The sequence below is a fragment of the Zhongshania sp. R06B22 genome (assembly GCF_040892595.1).
Classification (GTDB): Bacteria; Pseudomonadota; Gammaproteobacteria; order Pseudomonadales; family Spongiibacteraceae; genus Spongiibacter; species Spongiibacter arctica.
The window spans coordinates 1,186,523-1,211,668 of the sequence record NZ_JBFRYB010000001.1; the positions used below are offsets into that span (position 1 = coordinate 1,186,523).

General features: G+C 50.9%; 21 protein-coding genes and 2 tRNA genes. 2 read left to right on the forward strand and 21 right to left on the reverse strand.

Features of this window, described 5'->3' with window-relative positions:
- Positions 1-237: 237 nt before the first annotated feature.
- From lnt to miaB, 6 genes are all read right to left on the reverse strand, one after another.
- Entirely contained in the window at positions 238-1,725 is a 1,488-nt protein-coding gene (gene lnt / locus AB4875_RS05380) for an apolipoprotein N-acyltransferase (protein ID WP_368375028.1), read from the reverse strand.
- Between the two features lie 83 nt (positions 1,726-1,808).
- A complete protein-coding gene (locus AB4875_RS05385) occupies positions 1,809-3,455 on the reverse strand; it encodes an FMN-binding glutamate synthase family protein (protein ID WP_438273516.1) in 1,647 nt (548 codons plus the stop codon).
- Positions 3,456-3,555: 100 nt separating this feature from the next.
- Positions 3,556-4,410: a CorC family transporter gene (locus AB4875_RS05390; RefSeq protein ID WP_368375029.1), complete on the reverse strand. Its 855-nt coding sequence runs from the start codon at positions 4,408-4,410 to the stop codon at positions 3,556-3,558.
- Between the two features lie 17 nt (positions 4,411-4,427).
- A complete protein-coding gene (gene ybeY, locus AB4875_RS05395) occupies positions 4,428-4,898 on the reverse strand; it encodes an rRNA maturation RNase YbeY (protein WP_368375030.1) in 471 nt (156 codons plus the stop codon).
- Entirely contained in the window at positions 4,895-5,881 is a 987-nt protein-coding gene (locus tag AB4875_RS05400; protein WP_368375031.1) for a PhoH family protein, read from the reverse strand. Before AB4875_RS05400 ends, ybeY begins: the two co-directional genes overlap by 4 nt.
- A 68-nt stretch (positions 5,882-5,949) precedes the next feature.
- A complete protein-coding gene (gene miaB, locus AB4875_RS05405) occupies positions 5,950-7,347 on the reverse strand; it encodes a tRNA (N6-isopentenyl adenosine(37)-C2)-methylthiotransferase MiaB (protein WP_368375032.1) in 1,398 nt (465 codons plus the stop codon).
- A 174-nt stretch (positions 7,348-7,521) separates the two neighbouring features.
- Here miaB and AB4875_RS05410 point away from each other — a divergent pair, with 174 nt between their 5' ends.
- Positions 7,522-7,866, forward strand: a complete 345-nt coding sequence (locus tag AB4875_RS05410; protein ID WP_368375033.1) for a DUF1820 family protein — start codon at positions 7,522-7,524, stop codon at positions 7,864-7,866.
- Positions 7,867-7,993: 127 nt separating this feature from the next.
- Here the strand turns inward: AB4875_RS05410 and AB4875_RS05415 are convergent, their stop codons facing one another.
- The 15 genes from AB4875_RS05415 to AB4875_RS05485 all read right to left on the reverse strand — a co-directional run bounded on the left by AB4875_RS05415 (position 7,994) and on the right by AB4875_RS05485 (position 23,670).
- Entirely contained in the window at positions 7,994-9,280 is a 1,287-nt protein-coding gene (locus AB4875_RS05415) for an aspartate aminotransferase type Ic (protein WP_368375034.1), read from the reverse strand.
- A 164-nt stretch (positions 9,281-9,444) separates the two neighbouring features.
- Positions 9,445-10,929, reverse strand: coding sequence for a DUF1631 family protein (locus AB4875_RS05420; RefSeq protein ID WP_368375035.1), 1,485 nt, complete (start codon positions 10,927-10,929; stop codon positions 9,445-9,447).
- Positions 10,930-11,079: 150 nt separating this feature from the next.
- Positions 11,080-12,051, reverse strand: a complete 972-nt coding sequence (cmoB, locus tag AB4875_RS05425; protein WP_368375036.1) for a tRNA 5-methoxyuridine(34)/uridine 5-oxyacetic acid(34) synthase CmoB — start codon at positions 12,049-12,051, stop codon at positions 11,080-11,082.
- Positions 12,048-12,770 (reverse strand): carboxy-S-adenosyl-L-methionine synthase CmoA, encoded by a 723-nt coding sequence (gene cmoA, locus AB4875_RS05430; protein ID WP_368375037.1) that lies wholly within the window; start codon positions 12,768-12,770, stop codon positions 12,048-12,050. Before cmoA ends, cmoB begins: the two co-directional genes overlap by 4 nt.
- 153 nt (positions 12,771-12,923) lie before the next feature.
- Positions 12,924-14,654 carry a hypothetical protein gene (locus AB4875_RS05435; RefSeq protein WP_368375038.1) on the reverse strand — a complete coding sequence of 577 codons (1,731 nt, stop codon included), beginning with the start codon at positions 14,652-14,654 and terminating at the stop codon, positions 12,924-12,926.
- 262 nt (positions 14,655-14,916) lie between these two features.
- Positions 14,917-16,158: a DUF3047 domain-containing protein gene (locus AB4875_RS05440; protein ID WP_368375039.1), complete on the reverse strand. Its 1,242-nt coding sequence runs from the start codon at positions 16,156-16,158 to the stop codon at positions 14,917-14,919.
- Between the two features lie 531 nt (positions 16,159-16,689).
- Positions 16,690-16,766 (reverse strand) — tRNA-Met (locus AB4875_RS05445).
- Positions 16,767-16,840: 74 nt separating this feature from the next.
- The gene (gene ychF / locus AB4875_RS05450) at positions 16,841-17,932 is read right to left on the reverse strand and encodes a redox-regulated ATPase YchF (protein ID WP_368375040.1); all 1,092 of its coding nucleotides are present in this window, start codon (positions 17,930-17,932) and stop codon (positions 16,841-16,843) included.
- 6 nt (positions 17,933-17,938) lie between these two features.
- Positions 17,939-18,526, reverse strand: coding sequence for an aminoacyl-tRNA hydrolase (pth, locus tag AB4875_RS05455; RefSeq protein WP_368375041.1), 588 nt, complete (start codon positions 18,524-18,526; stop codon positions 17,939-17,941).
- A gap of 39 nt (positions 18,527-18,565) precedes the next feature.
- Positions 18,566-19,207: a 50S ribosomal protein L25/general stress protein Ctc gene (locus tag AB4875_RS05460; protein ID WP_368375042.1), complete on the reverse strand. Its 642-nt coding sequence runs from the start codon at positions 19,205-19,207 to the stop codon at positions 18,566-18,568.
- A gap of 87 nt (positions 19,208-19,294) precedes the next feature.
- Positions 19,295-20,227, reverse strand: a complete 933-nt coding sequence (locus AB4875_RS05465) for a ribose-phosphate pyrophosphokinase (protein WP_438273529.1) — start codon at positions 20,225-20,227, stop codon at positions 19,295-19,297.
- Positions 20,228-20,378: 151 nt separating this feature from the next.
- Positions 20,379-20,453 (reverse strand) — tRNA-Gln (locus AB4875_RS05470).
- 22 nt (positions 20,454-20,475) lie between these two features.
- A complete protein-coding gene (gene ispE, locus AB4875_RS05475; RefSeq protein WP_368375044.1) occupies positions 20,476-21,321 on the reverse strand; it encodes a 4-(cytidine 5'-diphospho)-2-C-methyl-D-erythritol kinase in 846 nt (281 codons plus the stop codon).
- Positions 21,321-21,911, reverse strand: coding sequence for a lipoprotein insertase outer membrane protein LolB (gene lolB, locus AB4875_RS05480; RefSeq protein WP_368375045.1), 591 nt, complete (start codon positions 21,909-21,911; stop codon positions 21,321-21,323). The genes ispE and lolB overlap by 1 nt, the downstream gene beginning before the upstream one ends.
- Positions 21,904-23,670: a tetratricopeptide repeat protein gene (locus AB4875_RS05485; RefSeq protein WP_368375046.1), complete on the reverse strand. Its 1,767-nt coding sequence runs from the start codon at positions 23,668-23,670 to the stop codon at positions 21,904-21,906. Before AB4875_RS05485 ends, lolB begins: the two co-directional genes overlap by 8 nt.
- A 183-nt stretch (positions 23,671-23,853) precedes the next feature.
- On the opposite strand from AB4875_RS05485, the gene hemA reads away from it, so the two are divergent.
- Positions 23,854-25,125 (forward strand): glutamyl-tRNA reductase, encoded by a 1,272-nt coding sequence (gene hemA, locus AB4875_RS05490; protein WP_368375047.1) that lies wholly within the window; start codon positions 23,854-23,856, stop codon positions 25,123-25,125.
- Positions 25,126-25,146: the final 21 nt, after the last annotated feature.

Genomic DNA, 25,146 nt, shown 5'->3' on the forward strand with positions numbered 1-25,146 from the left:
ATTCCCTGCTCCTGATCATAGCGCGATTTCAATGAGTTATGTAAGTCGTCAGGGAGATAGTGGGAATGGCGCTACTGTTCACCGCGCCGTAAGACACAGAGATAACAAAATATGAGAATGTATAAGCAGTGAATTTCTGGCGAAATTGGCGTGTTGAGACACGTATATAGCCAATTTTATTAACTGCTTAAGTTGATGATTCGAAATTCAGCGACTCATTGGCACTATTCGCCTTGATCAGGCCGGACTCGACCGGCGTCTAAATCCTGCGCATAGCACCAATCCGATACACAGAAGAATTATCGGCGTTGAGCCGTAACGCGTGAACGGTGTGGTGCCGCTGCGGGCGTGTACTAGGCCTTTTAGGTTGGTGGCGGTGAACGAGGGAATGCGAGTGCGGATATTGCCGCGATGATCGACCAGTGCGGTGATGCCGGTGCTAGTGACACGAATTAGCTCGCGGCCATTTTCCAGCGCGCGCATTTGCGCCATTTGCATATGCTGGTCCGGGCCGATTGAGTGACCGAACCAGGCGTCGTTACTGATGGTGAATAGCAGATCGGAATCGCGTGCGCTGCGGGCAACGAGGTCGGGGTAGGCTACTTCGTAGCAAATTGATGGCGCTAGCTGCCAGCCTTTCACTTGCAGGTGCCCCTGATCTGGGCCGCCACGGGAAAAGCTCGACATTGGCAGGTCAAAGAATTTAATCAGACCACGAATGTAATGGGCCAAGGGCACATACTCGCCAAAAGGAACCAAGCGTTGCTTGTGATATATGCCTTCGCCGCCGCTGATAACCATTACTGAGTTGTACATGTCGTCGTCAGATTTGGTGGGAACGCCAGTGATAAGGGCGCTGTTGTTGGCCGCTGCGCGTTCGGCAATATAATCAAAAAAAGATGTGACGTTGTGATAGAGCGCAGGGATGGCGGCTTCTGGCCAGATCACTAGATCGGAGTCTGCCCACAATTGCTCAGAGGCCAGATCGTAGAGTTCAAGTGTCGCCCAGTACTGTTCGTAGGCCCATTTTCTTTCTTGCGAGATATTGGATTGCACCGCGCCAATACGCAGCGGTGGTTTGGCGTCGGCTGTGGTCCATTCATGTTGCTGCAGAGAATAGCCCAAGCCAAATAAAGCGATGCAGCCGGCCAGAGTGGCATAGCCTTGACGTTTTATTGATGGGCTGGCGGTGATGCAGTGGGCAAGCGCTGCGCCGCTTAATGCCACCCAAAAGCTCAGTCCGTAAACACCGATGATGGGCGACCATCCGGCCATGGCGGTGTGCAGATGTCCATAACCGAGGTAGAGCCAGGGAAAGCCGGTTAATACCCAACCACGCAGCCATTCTGATAATACCCACATGGCGGCAAAGCCCAGGGTCTTGCCCGCAATACCATCGCGAATCCAACGACAGTAGCAGTAGCCGAAGAGCGCGGGTACCAAGCCCAGACCGATACAAAATACAGCGGTCATGGGGATGGCAAGTACCGCGGGGGTTTCGCCGAAATCGTGCATGGCGACATAAACCCAGGACACGCCGGTGGCAAAGCTGGCGCTGCCAAAACACCAGCTAAGCATAAAGCCCTGTTTTGCTGAGGCGGTGTTCATACTGGCGGCGAGGGTGGCCATGGCAATAATGGCTAGCCACCACAAGTCAAAGGGGGCGAGTGAAAGGGTAAGGCTAGCGCCGGCGACTGCAACAAATAGGTAGGGACTGATTTTCACAGGGCGTTGATCCGGCCATTCAAGATTTTATGGAGGCCTAGTGTATCGACGCTCCGGGCTTGGGGCTAGCGCAAAACCATGAATTAGCGCGGCCGTGCATCTTTGCTCGCGGTGATAGGTATTGCCGAATGCGTGTCAGCGCTTTCATTGTTGTGACTATCGTCAGCGGTGCTGGCAATTAGATACTGCGGTTTGGGGGTCTTTTCAGGGAAGCGATCGGTCAGTGGCTCTGGACTGCCTCTGTTGTCGATAAGATAAACATGTTCTCGGGTTAAGGCGCGGGCTTCTTTAACGCCGCAGGAGTGGGCAATAACACCGACTTCGTGCATTAAATTTAGCGCGTAGTTCTTAACTCTAGTGGCCTTATTCTCTGGTACTAAGCCGCGCTGTAATTCGGGGTCGTGGGTAGTGATGCCGGTGGGGCAGGTGTTTTTATTACATTGCAGGGCTTGGATGCAGCCTAGCGCAAACATAAAGCCCCGGGCGCTAACAATAAAATCAGCACCTACGCACAGCGCCCATGCCGCTTCGGCGGGGTTGATCATTTTACCCGAGGCAATAACTTTAATGCGTTTGCGTAAATTGTATTCGTTGAGTTTGTCTACCACCAAGGGCAGGCTGCGGCGAATAGGCAGGCCAACGTAGTCCATTAAACTTTGCGGTGCGGCGCCGGTGCCGCCATCGGCGCTGTCGATGGTGATGAAGTCCGGCGCGTATTTAAGGCCGCGTTTGTGAATGATTTCACCTAGCTCGTCCAGCCATTCAGAGAAACCGATAACCACCTTGAAGCCCACCGGCTTGCCGGTGATATCGCGAATCCTTACCACCATGTCTAAGAGTTCGTCGATATTGTGAATGTCGGGATGGCCGTTGGGGCTGATGGAGTCTTTACCGATTTCGATACCGCGAATTTTTGCGACTTCTGCTGTTACTTTACCGCCGGGCAATATCCCGCCTTTGCCGGGTTTTGCACCTTGGCTGAGTTTGATCTCGATCATTCGCACTTCGGGGTGGGCGCCGATAACTTTTAGTTTCTCGTCGCTGAGATTACCTTCGGCGTCGCGGACGCCGTATTTTGCCGTGCCGATTTGAAACACGATGTCGCAGCCGGATTCTAGGTGGTAGGGCGAGAGTCCGCCCTCGCCGGTGTTGAGCCAAATACCCGCTTCTTTTGCGCCGGCGCTCAGAGCGCGGATGGCGGGCTTGGAAATTGCACCAAAGCTCATGCCCGAAATATTAAAGATCGCTGAGCTAGTATAGGGGTGCTTGGCAAAGCCCTCGCCGATAGTGACGGCATTGGTGGGCGCGGCGTCTTGGCTTAGGGTGGGGAATAAGCAGTTCATGAACAGCACTTCATTAGCTTGGTTCAGTGACCGCGTGGAGCCAAATGCAATGGTGTTGTCGATATTTTTGGCGGCGCGGTATACCCAAGAACGCTGCGAGCGGTTAAAGGGCAGCTCTTCGCGATCCATAGCAAAAAAGTATTGGCGGAAAAATTCGCCAAGGTGTTCGAAGATATAGCGAAAGCGGCCGATAATAGGATAGTTACGGCGTATGGCGTGTTGGGTTTGGGTGATATCACTGATGTAGAGAAAAACTAAGTAGATCGCTCCTAGTCCCAGGACGACTAAAAATAGCAAGGCGCTATATTCTATAAAGGTGCTGGCGATGGTCTTGAGGGTGGTTAGGGTTTGGTCGTCGAACATACTGGCCTCTACGCGGGTAAACATAAGCGATTGCTAGAGTCATTGTAGACGCTAATATAGAGGTAAGTGCAAAAGGGGTAGGAAATTTCCGGCCCCTTTTGTATTCGGGATTCGCGACCTAGAACTATTCTTCTTCCTCGAGCTTGCGCATCCGCAATAGATGAATTTGCCGACTATCGGCGTTCACTACTTTGAATTCGTAATTTTCGAGTCGCGTGACTTCATTGCGGCTGGGAAGATGGCCAAAGGCCTTCAGCAGCAGGCCGCCGATGGTGTCGAACTCATCGTCACTAAAGCGCGCATTGAAGTGGTCGTTAAAATCATCGATTGGTGTGAGCGCCTGCACTACAAAATCGTTTTCAGCAATCTTGCGAATGGGCAGATCGTCGTCTTCGTCGTACTCGTCTTCAATCTCACCGACAATCTGTTCAAGGATGTCTTCAATGGTAATAAGGCCGGCGGCGCCGCCGTATTCATCAATAACAACCGCCATGTGGTGACGCTTTTCGCGGAAGTCCCGCAGCAGCACATTCAGGCGCTTGCTCTCTGGCACCAAGGTGGCGGGGCGTAAAATATCGCGGATGTCGATGTCGGCGCTAGTTTCAAATTTCCATAACAGCGGCAGCAAATCTTTGGATAGCAAAATGCCCAGCACGTTGTCGAGGGTGTCACCGATGACAGGGTAGCGAGAGTGACCGGTGTCGATAATCATAGGGAGGAGTTCGCTGAGCGGCTGGTCAGCTTTCAATACCACCATTTGCGGGCGAGGGACCATGATTTCTCTGGCCTGCATATCACTGATATGCATCGCGCCTTCAACAATACTTATGGCGTCGTCATCAATGACTTCATTCTGTTTGGCAACAGCAAGCAATTCAAATAGATCTTCCCGTGTTTTGGGTTCAGATGAAAAAGCATAGGCTATTTTCTCGATCCAAGATTTGTCACTTGGATCGGTGCTAGATCGATCTTCGCTCATGGTTTTGGGTGCTGTCCTCACAAAATAGGGGTATAGGGGTTGCTGATATTCAGCGTTTTTAGGAGCGCAATTTCTAGCGCTTCCATATCTTCGGCTTCGTCATCTTCAATATGGTCGTAGCCTAAAAGATGGAGTGTACCGTGAATTACCATATGCGCCCAGTGATCTAGGCAGGCTTTGTGCTGATCCGCCGCCTCACGCTCTACCACTTGCTTGCAGATGGCGAGATCGCCAAGCAGTGGGAGTTCGAGTTCTGGGGGGAGATCAGCCGGAAACGATAATACATTGGTTGGGCCGGCTTTTTGCCGATACTGCATATTTAATTCGGCGCTTTCGCTCTCATCGATGAGGCGTATGCTTAGTTCCGCCTCGTCGCGCAGCCCTTGGAGTGCAGTTGTAGCCCAAAGTCTAAAGTCTTGTTCTGTGGGCAGATTTGTCGCATTACAGGCAATTTGCAAATCCAGCTCTAGGGCTATGGCAGTATTCATCGCGGTGCTTCGTTGTCAGCTTCAAAGGCAGCATAGGCTTCAACAATGCGCTGGACTAACGGGTGGCGAACCACATCTTTGGCTGCAAAATGGGTCATGCTAATGCCGTCAATATCACCAAGTACTTTCATGACGTGAGTGAGTCCAGACGGTGTGCCGCGGGGTAAATCTATCTGGGTGGCGTCACCAGTGATTACCGCGGTAGAGCCAAAGCCGATGCGGGTTAAGAACATTTTCATTTGTTCGCGGGTGGTGTTCTGCGCTTCATCCAAAATAATATAGGAGTCGTTCAGGGTTCTACCGCGCATATAGGCCAGCGGGGCGATTTCAATAATATTGCGTTCAATTAATTTGGTGACGGTTTCTACGCCCACCATTTCATAGAGCGCGTCGTAAAGTGGGCGTAGGTAGGGGTCTATTTTCTGCGCCAAGTCACCGGGTAAAAAACCCAGTTTTTCACCCGCTTCCACCGCGGGTCTAACGAGCAAAATACGTTGAACTTGATTCGATATTAATGCCTCTACCGCGCAGGCCACCGCGAGATAGGTTTTGCCTGTGCCGGCGGGGCCAATGCCAAAGTTGATATCACAGCTTTGAATCGCCTTGACGTAGAGCTGCTGATTTTTACCACGGGGTTTGATGCTGGCTTTTTTAGTTTGAATAACCACGGGCACGTCGTCGATGGTCGTGGGGCTGCTGAGTTGTTCTATGCCTGATTCTTGTAGGTGCAGGTGTACCGTTTCAGTATTGAGGGTGCTGCCGTTTTGGCTTTCGTTATAGAGGTGTTTAATTAGCTGCACCGCGTCATCAACGGCATTGGTGTTGCCATTGATTTGGAAGGTGTTGGCGCGTGCGGCAATGCGAACGTTTAAGCGTCTCTCAATCAATTTGAGATTGGTGTCGAGATGGCCACAAAGATCAGCCAGTAGACGGCTATCATTGGGTTCGAGTGTCAGTACGCGTTGTACGTCTTGTGCAGTCAATGGTTCACCGAATGCCGCAGGCGCGGCGATAAAAGAGATATAAAAAGCATAGGCTTAGTAAGTATCACTTAGTTGCACAGCTCGCCGCGCAGTGAGTTGGTATAGGCTTCTAATATATTTACATCCACAAATTGGCCGATGACGGCCCTATCTAAGCAGGGGAAGTTCACTACTCTATTGTTTTCGGTGCGGCCCTGCAATTCACCCGGGTCTTTACGCGATACGCCAGTGACTAAAATCCGCTGCTGGCTGCCGGCCATTTGCCTGCTGATTTGCGCAGCATTTTGCAGGATATGGTGCTGCAAGGTCGCCAGTCTTTCCTTTTTCACATCTTCTGGCGTCTCATCGGGCAATTGCGCTGCCGGCGTGCCGGGTCGCGCGCTGTAGATAAAGCTAAACGAGTGATCGAAACCAATGTCTTTTATAAGCTGCATGGTGGCGTTGAAGTCTTCATCGGTTTCGCCGGGGAAGCCGATGATAAAATCTGATGACAGGCTAATATTGGGACGAATGGTCTTCAGTTTGGCTATTTTCGCGCGGTATTCATCCGCGGTATGGCCGCGTTTCATGGCTGCTAAAATGCGGTCACTGCCGTGCTGGACTGGCAGATGAAGATGATTTACTAATTCCGGCACGGTGGCATAGGCCTGAATAAGTGCCTCGCTAAATTCAACCGGGTGTGAGGTGGTGTAGCGAATGCGATCAATGCCATCGACCTGGGCAACAAAATGCACCAGTTCTGCGAAGTCGATAATATCTCCCTCGTGGTTTTCGCCCCGATAGGCATTTACATTTTGGCCTAGTAAATTTACTTCGCGTACACCTTTGGCGGCTAGCTGCGAAACTTCGGTGATAACGTCTTCAAAGGGCCGGCTGACTTCTTCGCCACGGGTATACGGCACGACGCAGAAGGTGCAGTATTTGGAGCAGCCTTCCATAATGGAGACGAAAGCACTGGGACCATCCACGCTGGGTTCAGGCAGTGAATCGAATTTCTCTATTTCTGGGAAGGTGACGTCGACAATAATCGGGCCGTCGAATTTCTTGGCGTCGAGCATATCTGGCACGCGGTGCAGTGTTTGTGGTCCAAAAATAAGATCGACATAGGGCGCGCGTTTGCCGATATCGCTACCTTCTTGGCTAGCAACACAGCCACCGACACCTATTTTGAGGTTTGGGTTTTTGTCTTTAAGTTTTTTCCAGCGGCCAAGTTGATGGAAGACCTTTTCCTGTGCTTTTTCGCGAATTGAGCAGGTGTTGAGCAAAAGCACGTCAGCCTCATTGGGGTCGTCGGTTCGCTCATAGCCATGGCTAACCCCGAGTAAATCCTGAATGCGGGAAGAATCGTACTCATTCATCTGGCAGCCGTGGGTTTTGATAAACAGCTTTTTAGGCTTGTCAGCGATGCTTGGGGTCGCCGTCACTGGCGCTTTGCTGGCGTTATTTGACGTGAGTTCTTCTGGCATAAGGCGCAAACAGGCTGCTGATAAAATGGGCAGGTATTATAGCTAAAATATCGTCTAAAACCCAGAAGTGCGGTGGATTTAGCAAATTTATGCTATCATCCGCGGCCCGGTTTTCCGGTGTATAACTATCTACATTAGTGCCCCAAAGCAGTACCCAGAGACAATGGAAAGACTATGGCCCAACTACCTATTTATAAAGTCATTTTTCACAACAACAGCAAGGTTTATGAGCTTTACGCGCGCGCAATTTACCAGAGCGACATGTACGGGTTTATAGAAATTGAAGAGTTTGTGTTTGGTGAGCAAAGCCAGATTGTGGTCAATCCAGGTGAAGAAAAATTGAAAAATGAATTTAGTGGCGTAACGCGTAGCTATATTCCTATGCATTCAATTGTTCGAATTGACGAAGTTGAAAAGGAAGGCACCGGCAAAATAGTGGATGCCGAGGGTGGTAGCAATGTGCGGCACTTTCCCAGCGTTCCGGGACGGCCGATTACCCGTACTCCCGATAGTGAATAGTGCTGATACATCGCAGTAATGTGATGTTCCGCAGATATAAAAAAGGGCGCCAATTGGCGCCCTTTTTTTCGCTCGTATTACGGAGCCTAGTGTAAACGCCCGCTGATAGACTTAAGAGATAAAGCCATTACGCCGCGCTTTGGAGGCGCTGTTTTACTGAGGCCAGCTTAACGCAGTTCACGAATACTGCCATGGCGCGGTCAATTTCATCTAGGCTGGGCACGCTGGGAGCAATACGAATATTGCTGTTGGCGGGGTCTTTGCCGTAGGGGAATGTGGCGCCAGCTGGGGTTAGCTTAACGCCGGCCTCGGCGGCTAATTTCACCACCTCTTTCGCCAGACCGGGCAGGGTGTCGAAGGACACAAAATAGCCGCCCTGGGGTTCGGTCCAGCTAGCCATACCAGACTCGCCCAAACCTTCGCGCAGATGTTTAAGCACAATATCAAAACGCGGCTTAAGCACGGCGGCGTGTTTGCTCATATGATTTTTTATGCCGTCGGCGTCTTTTAGCAGTCGAACATGGCGCAATTGGTTGATCTTGTCTGGACCAATTTGTGACATGCCGAGGTGGTGGGTAAATGCCTTTAAATTACCTTTAGACATGCCTGCGAAGGCGACGCCAGCGCCGGCATAAGTGATTTTTGAGGTAGAGCCAAACAAATATACGCTGTCTTCAGTGCTATATTTGCGGCAGCTGGCCATCAGGTTTGCTATTTCGGGAGCATCGTCGCTCAACTGATGAACGGCGTAGGCGTTGTCCCAAAAAACTCGGAAGTTGCTGCTGGCAATCTTGCCTAGTTGAGCAATGCGATCAACTACGCTATCAGAGTATACGGTGCCGGTGGGATTGCTGAAGCGTGGCACACACCAGATGCCTTTGATGGACGGGTCGTTTTTCAGTAATTCTTCGATGGCGTCCATGTCTGGGCCGTCGTCGTTTAAGGCCACGGTAATAAGCTCAATGCCGAGGTGTTCGCAAACACTGAAATGGCGGTCGTAGCCGGGCACCGGCGCGATGAACTTAGTGTTGCCACCTTCGCTAATCCAGCTGGGTGCCAGTTCGCCAAAACCTTGGTATAGGCCAAATTGTGCGGCCATATACATTAGCGTCAGGCTGCTATTGCCGCCGATTAGGGTTTCTTCTGGCGTGACGCCAAGTACTTGAGCAAATAAGCGTTTGCACTCTGGTATGCCATCTAAGCCGCCGTAGTTGCGTAAATCAGTGCCGCTTTCGTTGCTGAGGTCGCTGCCTAGAATTTCGTTGATGCTGTCTGATAGCGAGAGTTGTTCTGCACTGGGCTTGCCGCGAGTGAGGTCAAGATTCAGACCTGAGGCTTTAAACTGCTGATATTCTTGAGTCAGCGTGGTTTCCCATTCGCGCAGCTGTTCGGTAGTTGCTTGGTCTAGTTGCAAAGTCATCACCTTAAATGCGTGATCGCTACGATAAGCGATCAAACTGTAGAAATTGGATCGCGTTAGACCGCGATGGTCAAACATGAGGGCCGGAAATTATACCTAGTTTTGATTGGTATCAACAACAGTCAGCGTCGATTGACACAGGCTATTGCTCAGTGGGACTAGTGATTGACGTCGGGTTTGCTAACCTTAACGCTGCGACCAGATGCGATTAAGCGGAGTTGATGAAGGTCTTCAATTAATGCTTGGGTGGCATGGTAGCCGTAATTGATGCGCTGCAAACCGTCACTTAGTTCAGTTTCTATATCTTTGCTCATTGCTTTCGCGCGGCGAAGCTCTGACCAGTCCGAGTGCGGTTGAATATACCAGAGTATGTCATCGATAAGTTGCAGGCTGCGGCGTAGCGGAGCGCCGTTACTGCCGTGGCGCAGCCAGTGATACAGAATGACCGTTGTCATAGGACCGTAGAGCATATTGTCGATGCTCAGGGGGAGATCAATATGCTGGGTTTTCTCGTCTAGCATGTCGTGCACTTTCCTGCGTAAACGAGTAAGTCGCTTCTGACCAACTTCGGCATTCAAGTTGCGTCTGTCATTGAGTTTGATGCTTTGCAGTAAGTGTTGGCAGCAGGCATCAATTTGCGTGCGAATACTATTGAACTGATTCGCTTCGATATTGTGGTCGTTAAATTTTCTGCTGATCGTTTTTAGTTCGGCTTCAAACTGCTGGCGCTGAATGGGCTGCGCGTCGTCCCACTGGTCGAGAGTGTTGATTATCTGACAACAGACCTGTCTGGCGGGGTGTAGGGGATGCATAAATTCACTGCGATCCCGCAGCGCCAGCGCGCTAATACAAGTTTGCATGGTGTTGAGCGAGGCGAGCACTCCAGAAGATAGCCTGCGCTTAGCAGGTAATTGCTGAAATATATTTGCCACCGCGTCGAGTAGCTCGCTGTCACTGGGTTCTATTGTCGCAGCATTGCTAGTGACACTGCGGCGATGGGAGTGCATTTTGAGTAAACGTTGGAGTCGCGTTTCTGTCAGCGCGCGCTCCTGGGTAGACAGGTTCTTTTCTTTTAGCTGTTGTTTTATATGGCTGATCCACGCTTCCACGTTTTCGGTTTGGGTTTCCACCGGCAGAGATTCGAGTAGCTCGTCATAGAGTTTGCTGAGTTCCTGAATTAACAAGCCCTGGAACATCGTCAGCGCGTGATGGCGATGCGCCGCCTCTAGTTTTAGGGGCGCCAAAATTTGCTGAAACCCCGCCAGTATCGTGATGGGCGCTATTGCGCGGCAAAAATTTCGGAGTTGTGGCTTTTCACTTTCAAAATACGCGTCGGGTAATTTTTCAAGGCGCTGCGCCAATCGATCTAGGGTCGGGTAGCTGCCGGTGTCATAGGCGCGTTTGCTATCAAAGCTACTATTGATGTGCTCGGCAAAAAGCCGAAAGCCTTCGTCTTGACCAAGTTTGACGGCGTGCTGCTGGCTGAGGAGTTCGGATTTTTCGGCCGGGTCTGTTGCCGTTAGAGAACGACGATGGAAGTTGTCTTGGAGGCGGTCAAAGTAGCGGTACAGGTGCTCGCCGAACCACAGTCGAGACTGAGATTTTAAGCGGTCAGCTAGAAGTCCTGTTCCAGTTTGCTGCATGATTCGACCTGTTGTGCCTATTCTTGAAAGTTTTGGCGCGTGCGCACACTTTAAAGTTTCTCAAACATAGCACAAAAGTGTCTTTTTGTGACGTTGATCCGCGGCTAAGCGAGGTCATTAGGGTTATATTTTATCGATTTTGTGAGCTTGTTAGGGTTTTTCTGCAATAAAAGTGGCTCGTCGCGGCGCGGGGTAGCCTTCAATCGTTTGGTTTGGGTCGTCAGGATTGAGAAAATCGGCCAGCGAATGAAATTTCATCCAGTCAGTACTGCGTTGTTCATTCCTTGAGGTTTGGCTAACGTCGATGAGCTTTGGGGATTTAAAACCGGCTTTTTTCAGCCAGGCCTCAAGGGTGGCAGTGCTTGGAATAAACCACACGTTGCCCATTTTACTGTAGCGTCCTTCAGGGACTAACACTTCACCCGCCCGGCCTTCAATGACTAAGGTTTCTAGCACCAGTTGTCCGCCAGGGCGGAGGCTGTCCCGCAGTGCTATTAGGTGATCAAAAGGAGAGCGGCGATGGTAAAGAATGCCCATTGAAAACGTGGTATCGAAGGCCTGTAACTTTTCTGGAAGGTGCTCAATACCCATTGGCAAAACAGCGACGCGCTGGTCTTGAAGGTATTTTTGCAAGGCGAAATACTGCATAACAAATAGTGGTGTCGGGTCTATGCCGACAACTAAGTTTGCACCGGCGCCACGCATACGCCAACAGTGGTAGCCGCTGCCACAGCCAACATCTAAGACTGTGCGTCCCTCAAGTGGAGCTATCGCATCTTTGAGTCGATCCCATTTCCAGTCTGAGCGCCATTCGGTATCTATGTGCACACCAAAGAGTTCGTACGGACCTTTGCGCCATGGGTGTAAACCTTTTAGCGCCTCGTGCAGTTGCTCGCGCTGACTATCACTGACGCTGCCATCAGCGCCCACCCGCGAGGTATTCAGCGCGATGGTATCAGGGCGGAGATCCGGTAACGCCGCAAGCGCCTCTTTCCAGCGGGGTAGATCGCCAAAACGAGATTCGTTGAGGCCGGCGGCTATTTGCTGGGGTAACTCTTTTGACCAATTTGCGAGTTGAGGGTACTCGCTAAGATGGTTTAAAAATACTTGATAGTTGATCATTTGATAGCCACGAGAGAGGCGAAATTAAAACACTGAAACCACACATCAATACTGCTGAATCCTGCTTCGCGCAGTCGTTGTTGGTGTTGCTGCAAAGACTCGGGGACTAACACATCTTCAAGTGCGCTTCGCTTTTGCGCGACCTCTAGCTCGCTATAGCCATTGGCGCGTTTAAATGCGTGGTGAAGCTCGGTGTTGAGTTCCTGTAGGCGCGGATCTAAAAACACAATTTTTTCCGACAGAATTAAAATGCCGCCGGGGCGCATGGCGTCGCTGATTTTTTGAATCAGTGCGGCGCGCTCACTGGCGGGCACAAACTGTAGGGTGAAGTTAAGAACGACTACCGATGCGTTTTCGATTGCTGTGTCTTGAATGTTTTCGCAGCGAAGCGCAATAGATTGCGGTATGTCAGCAATATAGTGTTGGCAGCGCTCGATCATGGCGGACGAGTTATCGACTCCGATAATTTGGCAATCGCGCTCGCCAATTTCCCGCGCCATTGCCAAGGTGCTGGCGCCCAGTGAGCTGCCAAGGTCATAGCAATTACTGCCGCTCTGCGCATATCGACCTGCCATGACTCCGGTCATTGCAATGATGGTTGCATAGCCGGGCACCGACCGCTGAATCATGTCGGGAAATACTTCAACAACGTGTTCGTCAAAGGCGAAGCGCGTGAGGCTAGCTTGGGGTTGGGCGTAGATGGTGTCGTGTTTGGTCATAGGGTTCTAGTGAGCATGTGTATTTGGGGATTTTAGCACATTAGGATCATGGGGAAGTGCCGCCGTAAATAAGGAATTCGTGGCGTTGAAATTGATTGATTTGGGTTGTGTGGCCTAGAAGAGTTCCTAGGCCACAATTTGTGAAATAGAATTTTAGTTCTGTATGATTGCTACGTCGCTTCTCGAAATTATGCCACTTGGAGTGGTGGCGGTAATTCTGAAGACGCCAGTTCCTGCGGCGTTGCTAGGAGAGATGCTGAATTCTACTCTTTGCGGGCCTTGCGCTGAACTTGCTAGAACCGTAAAACTGCTTGGACCATCAATTGTTCCCTGGCTAGTTGAAGCTGAAATCACCGTTCCTGCCGGCGGTATTTGTTTTGGATTACTTGGCGCAGTGGCGGCATTAAATAATGAGTAGACGTCTACTGTTACCTTCGTTAAGCCGCCAGTAATGTTTAGTGGCGGGGTGATAGCTGCTCCTGTGGAATCTAATATATCTATCGAAAGAGTTGACTGAGATAAGACTATGACCACTTGGCTCGATATGATTAAAGTGGACGAGCCGCAATTGTCATTGCATAGCAGACCGTCAAAATCTCCGTTGGCAGTAGATCTTGAGCCGTTTTTGTCAGTGTCGATAAAGGGCTCAATTGCGTTATCGTGTATTCCATTTTCGTTGTCATCTCTGAATGGCTCCGCTAGGTCGATCTGAATCTCGTTCGGAGTTAATAAACTGCCATCGAATTGACCGTTTCCATTTAAATCAATGAAATTTTCTTCCCCGAGTATAGTCGCCAATATTGTAACTCGACCGTCTTGAGGCCGAGGATTTTGGGATGTAAAAGTAACAGAGCAGACTCCATTAGTTGTTTCACAACTGGGATTAATAACGCCTCCCTCTGCTTGAAATGCAATAGACGTTTTATCTGGAACGGGAGTGTTGTAGCGATCGGCTGCTCTTGCGACAATCTGTGTACTAATGCCGTCTCGTTCCCAGCCTTCAATGTTTGGAGTTACTGCTCCTACTGAAAAGCTGTCGGCATCCGCGATTCCAGTCGTAATTACTAAAGAGCTTGAAACTGCCTTACTAATCGTGCCGTTTTGGTTTGCCGTGGCAGTTATGCGAACGGGAACTGGAATGCTACCTGCATTGATCGTCGTGGTTACTATGCCGCTTTCATTTGTAATGCCTTGTGCATTACTTAAAAATATTCCTCCGACGCTTGAGTCTAGCTCAAATGTTACGTCCTGATTGGGAACTGGTCCGCCGGATGTGTTCGTAACTTTGAAGCTAACTACTGACTGTTCGGGAATTGCGCCAGAACTTTTTATACCTATAATATTAGGCTCGGCACTTGTGAAGGTAATTGATCCTAGGGGTGCCGGAGTCGTGTTTATCGTTACTTCCGCGCTAAAGCTAGTGCCGTTCAATGTTGTCTGTGCGGTTACTTCGTCATTGCCAGAACACCCTCTTGCTGTATAAGTCGCGTTTATTGTTCCATTGGTATTTTGTGTCACAACAGGGTTTATTTCAGAAAGCCCTACATCTATGCAGGTTGAGGAAAAGAAGATGTCAGCAGCGTCCGTTACGGGATTATTGTTGTTGTCTCTTATTGCAACAGTGAGCGCCGCGCTTTCACTCGCGTTTAGATCAATTGCGTTCGTCGCAATTGTTCCCGCTGTAAAGGTACCGCCACCATCAAATGATCCGAAACGAATAACTGTTGTATCAACACTTCCGGTATCCGGATTTGTAGTGCCATCATTTGAGGAAGGAGTCTCAGAAGGTGTTAACGATGGTTCGCCGTTGCTACTTCCACCGCCGCAGCCAGCAAATAAAAATACTGTGAACATTAATAGGCAGGTACGAAACAAGACCTTCATAAGTGACTTCCTCTATCTCTTCGGCGGTTCTGGCGGACCGTGGTGGTCGACAGATGTTATATTTTCTCGGCTTAGCAAGTTACTAACTATGAAAGCATATTAGCGTAGTTTGCTGATTTGTGCGGGAAACTTGCAAGGGGGAGGTCAAAAATAGTGTTCGTGGCTCATCTTATGTGCAGTTGTGCGGGCGAACACCTCTATCGATGGCCTACCGGGCCTCTTATCGGCCCTTGCGACGGTTACCTGACGCCCAAAATACGCGTTACTTATGGATGCTTTCTATACCGCTATTACTTTCTAACGCTATCTGACGATAGCGGCAATGGCCTTCACCGCGCTGGAAAGCAGAATTGGCAATTAGCCATACGCCAACGACCTTTTCCGGCAGCGGCCCGCCGATAGCCCTAAGATAGTCAGCCTGAATATTGCGTGATTCACTCAGCCAGTGTCCTAGATCTGCCGAGTCATTGCGCAGTACCCAATGGGTTTCGCGCTTATCCCACCACGGTAAGGGACATTGAAAAATCGTGTCGACATCCAGGGTGCTGCTCCACATATAGGTAAGATCGAGGCCGTTGTCGAATTCTATCGCGATAGACAGATAGTCGTGTGTTGGTTGGATATGCTCGGCCAATTTAGAAGGCAGGGCGTCAACACACCATTGCCAGTTGAAGACCAAATCACTGCTTAGCCGCATATCAAGTGGATATTGCAAGATTCCGCCGTCAGCATGGGTGGTACAACACAAGCCATTGTCATCAGCGTGGTAGATTTCGCTGGCGCCCAGGCGCCAAAGATAGTGCCAGCCCTTCGGCGGCCGAACAGGATTTTTAAAGCGCGCCAGTATTGGGCCGAACAAATCTACGTCCGCCGCAGCCGCGGCAGTCAATGCGTTCTCAATATCGGTATGCCATCGTAAAACCGCAACGCTAAACTGCCCACTAGTAGGTAGTTTAGCGATACTCGCATCAAAGCCGCCCTGCGGATCGCCAAATTCGCCGGGCACGGCGGTAATTAGCTGTAATCTTCCGCCCTGTTCTGCGCTTATCGCAGCGCCGTCCGTTGGCACTTTATTAATGAGTCCTGCGCCACCCCGGTCGACGATTCGATACCACAAGCCAAAACTCGGCCCGATGGCCACATCCAGCGGACGTGAAAGATATAAGCGGCCATCTCCCATTACGGTTACCGACTCGCCTGCTGCCATATCAATGCCGGTATCCAGCCATTCCTGTCTACCGGCGACCAAGGTAAACCAGGTGCAACTACTCAGCTGGCTATCAAGGCGTTCAAGGCTTAGCTCTAAACGCTGGACAAAGGCGGCGGCGATATCATCGGCCTTTGGCGGCTGATTTAGCAGGCTGAGGCGAGAGCGAATAAACTGAATAAAAGTCGGAAGCGGTGATGGTGGGTTTCTCTGCGGCGGCATAGCCAGATCGCGCGGCGTCTGATCGCCAATCAGACCAAGAGATTGATATACGCGCTGCAAGATATTAGCTGGCATTTATTACCCCGATAGAATTTTTAGTTCCAGCATAATTGCTAGTCAGTTTCCCTCAGTCTACAAGTAACTGCTCAGAAGGCGAGGATATTCTGGGATTGATCACTAACAGGCTAGGGCCTGTTAGTGCCCCTTTGGGCGGCTGTCGCCGTCTAAAATGCTGAGCGCATTTTATGATCAATACAGGCTAGGGCCTGTTATTGCCCCTTCGGGCGGCTGTCGCCGTCTAAAATGCTGAGCGCATTTTATCGAACCGCGCGGCGGTTCTCATCCACCCGTCAGGTGCAGATTACTTATCTGGGGGCATAAAAAAACCACCGTTAGGTGGTTTCTTTGAATAATGGTAGCAAGGGGCTGAGTAAGGATTGATCAATAACAGGCTAGGGCCTGTTATTGCCCCTTCGGGCGGCTATCGCCGTCTAAAATGCTGAGCGCATTTTATCGAACCGCGCGGCGGTTCTCATCCACCCGTCAGGCGCTGATTACTTATCTGGATGCATAAAAAAACCACCGTTAGGTGGTTTCTTTGAATAATGGTAGCAAGGGGCGGATTCGAACCGCCGACCCCAACATTATGAGTGTTGTGCTCTAACCAACTGAGCTACCTTGCCACAGTCTCTCTGAGGAGAGAAGGCGCGCATTTTCCAAGGATCGGCGCACCTTGTCAAGCGCCGATCAGTTTGTGTTACACATTGAAGCGGAAATGGACAACATCGCCGTCTTTAACGACGTAGTCTTTGCCTTCTAATCGCCATTTTCCTGCGTCTTTGGTGCCTTGTTCGCCTTTGTATTGAATGAAGTCGTTGTAGGCGATAACTTCTGCGCGAATAAAGCCTTTTTCAAAGTCGGTGTGAATCACGCCGGCAGATTGCGGTGCGGTGGCGCCAACGGGTATGGTCCACGCGCGAACTTCTTTTACACCGGCGGTGAAGTAGGTTTGTAGACCCAAGAGTTGGTAGCCGGCGCGTATAACACGGTCTAGTCCTGGCTCTTCCATGCCGAGGTCTGCGAGGAATTCGGCTTTTTCATCTTCGTCGAGCTCGGCAATTTCGGATTCGAGTTTATTGCAAATAGGTACCACTATGGCGCCGTCTTCGGCGGCGATGGCGCGGACTGTCTCGAGGTGAGGATTATCTTCAAAACCGTCTTCGTTGACGTTGGCGATGTACATTGTCGGTTTGATAGTAAGCAAGTGCAGGGTGTTGACGCGCGCTAGTTCCTCTTTGTCCAGTGCTAGTGAGCGCACGGGTTTGCCCTGGTCTAGGTGGGCGAGCAACTTTTCAAACAGGTTTTTTAGTGTGGTGGCTTCTTTGTCGCCACTTCTGGCGACGCGCGCAACTTTTTGCAGCTGTTTGTCGATGCTTTCCATATCGGCCAGTGCCAGTTCGGTATTGATGATTTCAATATCGGCGGCGGGATCAATTTTATTGGCGACGTGAATAATATTATCGTCTTCAAAGCAGCGCACTACATGGGCGATGGCATCAGTTTCGCGAATATTGGCGAGGAATTTATTGCCTAGGCCTTCGCCTTTTGAAGCGCCGGCTACCAGCCCGGCTATGTCGACGAACTCCATGGTGGCGGGCATGACGCGCTCTGGCTTTACAATTTCTGTCAGCGCGTGCAGGCGCGGATCTGGGACCATGACGATGCCGGAGTTGGGCTCTATGGTGCAGAAGGGGAAGTTGGCCGCGTCAATGCCGGCATTGGTTAGGGCGTTGAAGAGGGTGGATTTGCCGACGTTTGGAAGTCCGACGATGCCGCAGTTAAAGCCCATGTGATATTACCCTTGTTTGTAGCTATGCAGTTGATTCATGGCTTTGGCCCAGTCGCCGCGCACCGCGTCTTCTAAAGTGCGCAGTGCTTCGTCTATGCAGCGATCTATGCTGATTCGCTCATCTGCGGGTGGTTTGCCAAGCACATAATTGGTGACTTGAGAGGCGTGGCCGGGGTGGCCGATACCGACTCTTAGTCTATGAAATTTACTATTGTTACCCAGTTGAGCAACGGTGTCGCGCAGGCCATTGTGGCCACCGTGACCGCCGCCATTTTTATAGCGCGCGGTGCCGGGCGGAATATCCAGTTCGTCGTGGGCGACGAGTATGGCTTCCGGAGTGATTTTGTAGAAATTAGCGAGTGCGGCGATAGCTTGTCCGCTGCGATTCATAAAGGTGCTTGGAATAAGCAGACGCAGGTCGTGACCGTGGTAATGAATTCTGGCGGTGTCGCCAAAGAAGCGAGCTTCGCTATTCAGCGTGCAGCCTTGTTGCCGGGCCAGCTCTGAAACAAACCAGGCGCCCGCATTGTGACGTGTATCTTGATATTGCGGGCCGGGATTCGCCAGCCCTACTATCAGTTTTATCGTTTCCAATGGTGCGCCTGTGACTGTTAGCCCCGAGGGGCTAGCAGTTTACTCTTCGACAGCTGCTGCTGGAGCCGCGTCGTCATCTTCGTCTTCGTCACTGCCGCCACGTGGCGCATGTACAGCGGCGACCGCTTGGTCGTGATCTTCACCTAGTGCCAGTGCGGTGCTTTCTACACCTTCTGGGAGCTTCAGGTCAGAAATGTGCAGGGTGGTGCCGACTTCAACCAGCGCCATGTCCACTTCGATGAACTCAGGTAGATCTTTCGGCAAGCAATGCACTTCTAAGTCAGTTGCGGCGTGAGTGATGTTGCCGCCCTGATTTTTCACGCCAACGCAGCTTTCTTCGTTCAAGAAGTGCAGTGGTACGTGCAGAGTAAGCATGGTGTTGGCGTCAACGCGTAAAAAGTCAGCATGAAGCAGTTTTAGCTTAGCTGGGTGGCGTTGCAAATCTTTCAGTACAACAGATTCTTGCTTGCCATCGATATCCAGAGTGACAACAGAGGTGAAGAAGGCTTCATCTTCCAAGAACCACAAGAAATCTTTGTGCAGAATACTGATCATTTGTGGGGCTTTGTCGCCACCATAAACAATCGCGGGTACTTCACTTTCCAGACGACGTAGGCGGCGGCTCGCACCTTTCCCTACATCTGCGCGTGCTTTGGCGCTGACTGTGTAATCGTTAGACATAATAGTTTCCTTAATAACGCGAAAACCGCCGACTTGCGACCAGTGCGGCGGTAAATGTCGATGGCCTTGCCATTAAACCGCAGTGGTTTAACGAAACAGGGCGCTTATCGACTCTTCATTACTGACCCGTCGAATTGACTCGGCCAATAGATTTGCCAGGGTTAGCTGGCGAATTTTTTTGCAATTGCGTGCATCTTCTGACAAGGGAATAGTGTCGGTGACAACGAGTTCGTCAAGTTCAGAACCATTGATGTTCGCAATGGCGGCGCCAGATAATACAGGATGTGTACAGTAAGCGACAACTTTTGCTGCGCCGTGCTCTTTTAATGCCTCGGCTGCTTTACATAATGTGCCTGCGGTATCGACCATATCGTCAACCAGTAAGCAGGTTTTTCCCCGTACTTCACCGATAATATGCATGACCTGAGCAACACCGGCCTGTGGCCGACGCTTATCAATAATAGCGAGGTCGGCATCATCTAACTGCTTAGCTACAGCGCGGGCTCGAACCACACCGCCAATGTCAGGAGATACCACCATTTGATTGGTGTACTGCTGACGGCTAATGTCATCGAGGAGAACCGGTGAGCCGTAAACGTTATCTACCGGGACGTCGAAAAAGCCCTGAATCTGTTCTGCGTGTAGATCAACGGTCAGTACGCGGTTGATGCCCACGCCGCTCATCATATCGGCAACCACTTTGGCCGAAATAGGTACTCGCTGGGAGCGAACCCTACGGTCTTGACGAGCATAGCCAAAATAGGGAACAACGGCGGTAATACGGCCGGCTGAGGCTCTGCGCATGGCGTCTGCCATGACAATTAGTTCCATCAAGTTGTCATTGGTTGGCGCACAGGTTGGCTGTAAAAGGAAGACGTCAGCGCCGCGAACGTTTTCATTTACTTCTACGTAAATTTCGCCATCGCTGAATTTGCCAACGGTGGCGTCGCCGAGCGGTAGGTGCAAGTGCTCAACAACTTTACGTGCAAGTTCGGGATTGGCATTGCCGGTGAAGACCATCATCTTGGGCACGGTCAGAGTCCTGTTGGGCATGTGTTTTGAAAAGTTAGGTGCTTACTGGCGGCGTTATTAAAAACCGAACAGTCTTCGGATCGTTATTTGCGCGACTGATGTCGAACACCATGCTGTATTTGGCAGCATGGTTTGAAATTGGCTGGGGTGGTAGGACTCGAACCTACGGATGCTGAGATCAAAACCCAGTGCCTTACCACTTGGCGACACCCCAATAAACTTTTTAAGATAACTTTTTACAGTAAGCCCAGTGCGTTATGCAGTGGCGAGGTATTTATGCCTCGGGCAACAAAACCAAAAAGTTCATTTGGACGTTGTGCGCAAACTGCCTGTGCAGTCATCTGATCTTTGAAGCTGGCAAACACGCAAGCGCCTGTTCCGGTCAGCTTCGCGGGAGAGAATTGTTCCAGCCAAATCAAGGCCTTATCAATGTCCGGATAAAGTTTTCGAACCAATGGTTCGCAACTATTTCCGGTACCCCCCTCAAGAAAGGTCGCTATTTTGATCGGTGAGTCATGGCGTGTCAATTGTTCATGAGAAAAAACTTCAACTGTGGCGACATGGCAGTCGGGCTTTAGCACCACATACCATAAGTTTGGAGTTTCTATTGGCGTTAATTTTTCGCCTATTCCCTCCGCCCATGCGGTTCGGCCGCGCACAAATACCGGTACATCGGCGCCCAGTTCAAGGCCGATCTCCGCTAAGGTATTAATGCTGAGACCAAGCTGCCATAGCTGATTCAGGCCTATTAGGGTGCTAGCGGCATCTGAGCTGCCGCCGCCGATGCCGCCGCCCATGGGCAGCCGTTTTTCTAAGGTGATGTCTGCACCGGCGGGAATGTCGACGGCCAAGCACTGAAGTTTTCTGGCGGCGCGCATCACTAAATTATCTTCGCTGTTGACGCCATTAATATCGCTAATGAGGTTAAGTTCGCCATCGGTGCGGTGTTTTAGTGTCAGTGTGTCGCCATAATCGAGGAGTTGAAAGAGTGTTTGCAGTTCATGGTAGCCGTCTTCGCGACGGCCGGTGATATTAAGAAATAGGTTTATTTTAGCCGGGCAGGGCAGAATAAGTGTTTGCATTATGGGGTGCAGAGCTTGGGCTGGTCTTGCCATTCGCTGATGATTAGGGTCAGGCGGGTATTGGCTGATTCGGCTGAAATTCTATTGGGTAGCTGGTGAAACGGCGTTTTGTAGCGATAGCTAATCTGCCAGCCCATTTGCGCCAATTGCTCTATCTGACCATTGGTATTCACCCGACCGTCTAATTTTTCGCTGGGTATGGGGCGGCCTCTTACCCAGAAGCGAAGCGCTTCGACGGGTATCGGCCACTCTGCACGGCTGGCGAGCTCATCAATACTGTCGGCTCTGCTAGTGTCGCCGCCTTGTATAAGGCGGGCTCCAGATTGATCGGCGGATAATTCTATGCCGCCGGCGCCAAGCGGCCCGCTAAGGCGAATACGGACTTGTTCAGTGCTGCACTGCGACCAGTCAATAGTAGCGCTCTCTTGCGTGTCCTTATACCAAAGCCCTATTTTCCCCTGCAATTGCCATGTTTCAGATTCGCTATCCACAGGCGGTTTTGGGGGGGTGGCGCAGGCACTAATAAGCAGCACTAAGAAAATTGCGAGGCCTCGCACTGTAAGCGGTGTTGACATAATTGGTTTACTCATTAAAAAGGCCGAGTCTGCGAAGTGTTTCCATAATGATCGGGCTGTTTGGCGTATCTTTTAGGCCGGCTTCCCACACGACTTTCGCGCGGTCTTTATCGCCACTTAGCCACAGTGCCTCGCCGAGGTGGGCTGCAATCTCATGATCTTGGGTATATTTAAATGCCCGCTCTAATAGCGTTACGGCTTCCTTGATATTACCCTTTAGCAGCATTATCCAGCCGTAGCTGTCAATAATAGCCGGGTCATTAGGTTCTAGTTCCAGTGCGCGCTTCACTAATGCTTCGGCCTCGTCTAGGCGAGTGCTGAGATTGGCGAGGCTATACCCCAGTGCATTCAGCGCGGTGGCATTTTCTGGGTCGCGATCAATAATATACTGTAAATCACTCTCTACGGCGTCGATATTACCTAGTCGCTCGCTGAATAGTGATCGTGCGTAGCGAAGCTCTTCGTCGTTAGTATCGGTTTTTAAGGCGGCAGTGAGTAAGTCATAACCTTGTTGGTAGCGCATTTCTTTGCGTAATATTTCTGCTTCTAATAAATAGACGAAGACGGTCTGTTCAGGGTGGTTAAGTCGCAGTGCGCGTAGGCGTGCTAGGGTCTTGTCGACGTCTTCTATAGCCAGGCTGATGCTCGCAATACGCTGGCTAGACTGGTGAAATTCATCGCTACCGGTAGCCTGTAAATAATGGTCAATTGCGTTTTGCCAGTTTCGGTCCTCCTCATCTAGGCGGCCGAGAATATAGTTGGCGCGGCTGCGAAGTTCAGGGGTGTCGTTAAGGGACTGCAGTTGTGCGGCAACTTCATCAGTATTGCTGAGTTCGCGATTGATCAGCATGAGCTCAAGTAGTAAATCCCGCTCGGAGGGGTTTTGCCTGACTAGCTCTTCGTACTGGGCTTTGGCTTGGAATAGATCGATTTTTACCAAGTGTCTAGCGAGATCGTGTCGCAGACGTTTATGGCGGGGATTTTGATCTACGGCGTAGCGCAGACGGGTAAGTGCTTCGTCGTTGCGGCCCAGTTGGCTTAGGGTGCGGGTTTCAATTAATAGTGCGTGGGGGTTGTCGGGCTCCTCATTCAGCACTTCGCGAATAAGTTTCAGCGCGGCGGCTTCCTGTTTTTGGTATTGCAGGATTAAGGCCTTGGCAATTTTTAGGGTGTTGTCGCCAGGGTGAAGTTTTAGCTGGGTATTTAGTTCTTGGAGAAACTCCAATTGCTCGGTTTCTGGACGCGCAAGCACGGTTGCGGCCAAGGCGGCAAAATTACTGTCGCCACCGAGATCCAGTACTTTCACCATATAAGGCAGTGCGGTAAGCGGGTCTTGGGTTTTAGCTAGCGCTGAGGACAGAATGAAGTAGCCCTCTGCGGCATCAGGCTCCGCGCTCACCCAGCGCTGGGCATAAATGATGGCGATATCGCTGCGGTCAAGGTATTGGGCCAGTTTGGCAGTGGTGATAATGACGCCGAGATCACCGGTTTTTTCTGCTTGGTAGGTGTAATTGTCCAGCGCGGTTTCAAGGTCTTGATTGCGAAGCGCGATTTCGGCAACCAGTAAATCGAAAAAAGCATCTTCAGGAAACGGGCGTGCGATCGCCTCCGAGCTTAGCTTGGAGGCGTTTTCATTGGCTTGCTTCGGTTCTGACTCAGGCATTAGCGCGGCGCAGCCACCCAGGGTAAAGATAGCGAAGCTGAGGAAGAGACTAGTGAAGATCTGGGGCATAGCGAAAATGTCGGTACCGTAATTAAAAGCCAATATTAGCATGGCTCTTTGCTGGTGGTTAGGGTTGCATCATAGGACATTCATCACAGAATTTAATTCGTTGATTGTGCCCTTGGCGCAGATTGTTTAGTGAAAGCTGGTAATAAAATCCACATTTGGCCCCTGTCTTGCTAAAATTCCCTGCTATCTTAGCTTCGCTCCGGAAATGCAGGCACTCGGTATCTAATGAATTTGCTCGTAATTGGCATTAATCACAATTCAGCACCCATCTCGGTTCGCGAGCGGGTGGCATTTGTGCCTGAGCAAATGGAACAAGCCTTGAAAGACGCCTTGGATTGCACCGGGGTGTCGGAGCTGGCTATTCTGTCCACCTGCAACCGTACCGAACTGTACGGGATTGCTGAAGATGATAGTGATGCCGCGGCCACGAGTATGCTGGATTGGCTGTCGGCGTATCACCATATTGATCGTGCTGAACTGAACGCATGTATTTATGATCATCGACGCGACGGCGCTTTGCGGCACATGATGGAAGTCGCTGCGGGTCTGGATTCAATGGTCTTGGGTGAACCGCAGATTTTTGGGCAAATGAAATCTGCCTACGCGCTTGCTGTTGATGCGGGTACCGCAAACGGTATTCTGCACCGCATCTTTGCTCATGTTTTCTCGGTTGCTAAGCGTGTCCGTACCGACACCGGTGTGGGAGAGAACCCAGTGTCAGTGGCATACGCGGCGGTTAATTTAACGCAACATGTGTTTTCGTCACTGAGCAGTTGTACCGCGCTACTAATAGGTGCGGGCGAAACTATTGAGCTAGTGGCGCGTCATCTTCATGACAAAGGGATAAAACGCATTATTATTGCCAACCGCACCCTTGAGCGCGCCCGGGAAGTGGCCCAAAAATTTGGGGCAGAGGCGGTGATGCTGTCTGATATCCCGCAGAGCCTTGTTGGCGCAGATATTGTGGTGGCCTCTACCGCAAGCCAGCTCCCTATTTTGGGCAAGGGCGCTGTAGAGGGCGCACTGAAAAAGCGCAAACATCGGCCAATGGTGATGATTGATATTGCGGTGCCGCGTGATATTGAGCCCCAGGTTGCCGAGTTAGCGGATGTCTATCTTTATACCGTTGATGACTTGCGCGAGATTGTTGAAGAAAACAAACGTGCCAGACAGGGTGAGGCTCGCAAAGCCGGCGATATTATTACCCTCGCCCTCGCCGAGTGGGAGTCACAGTTGCGGGCCTTAGACGCAGTGGGTACGGTGAGAGATTTCCGAGCAAAGGCAGAGCAATTACGCGACACTGAACTTGATCGCGCGCTGCGAAATTTGGCGCGGGGAGACGATGCCGAGCAAGTGCTGGAACAGCTGGCACGTGGCTTAACCAATAAATTGATACATAGCCCGACGACACAAATAAAAGAGGCGGGTGCGAAAGGGCGGACCGATCTTATTCACTGGGCGCGGGAATTATTCCAGCTTAAAGACAGCGATTCCTGAGCACAGCCACCACACCTTAAG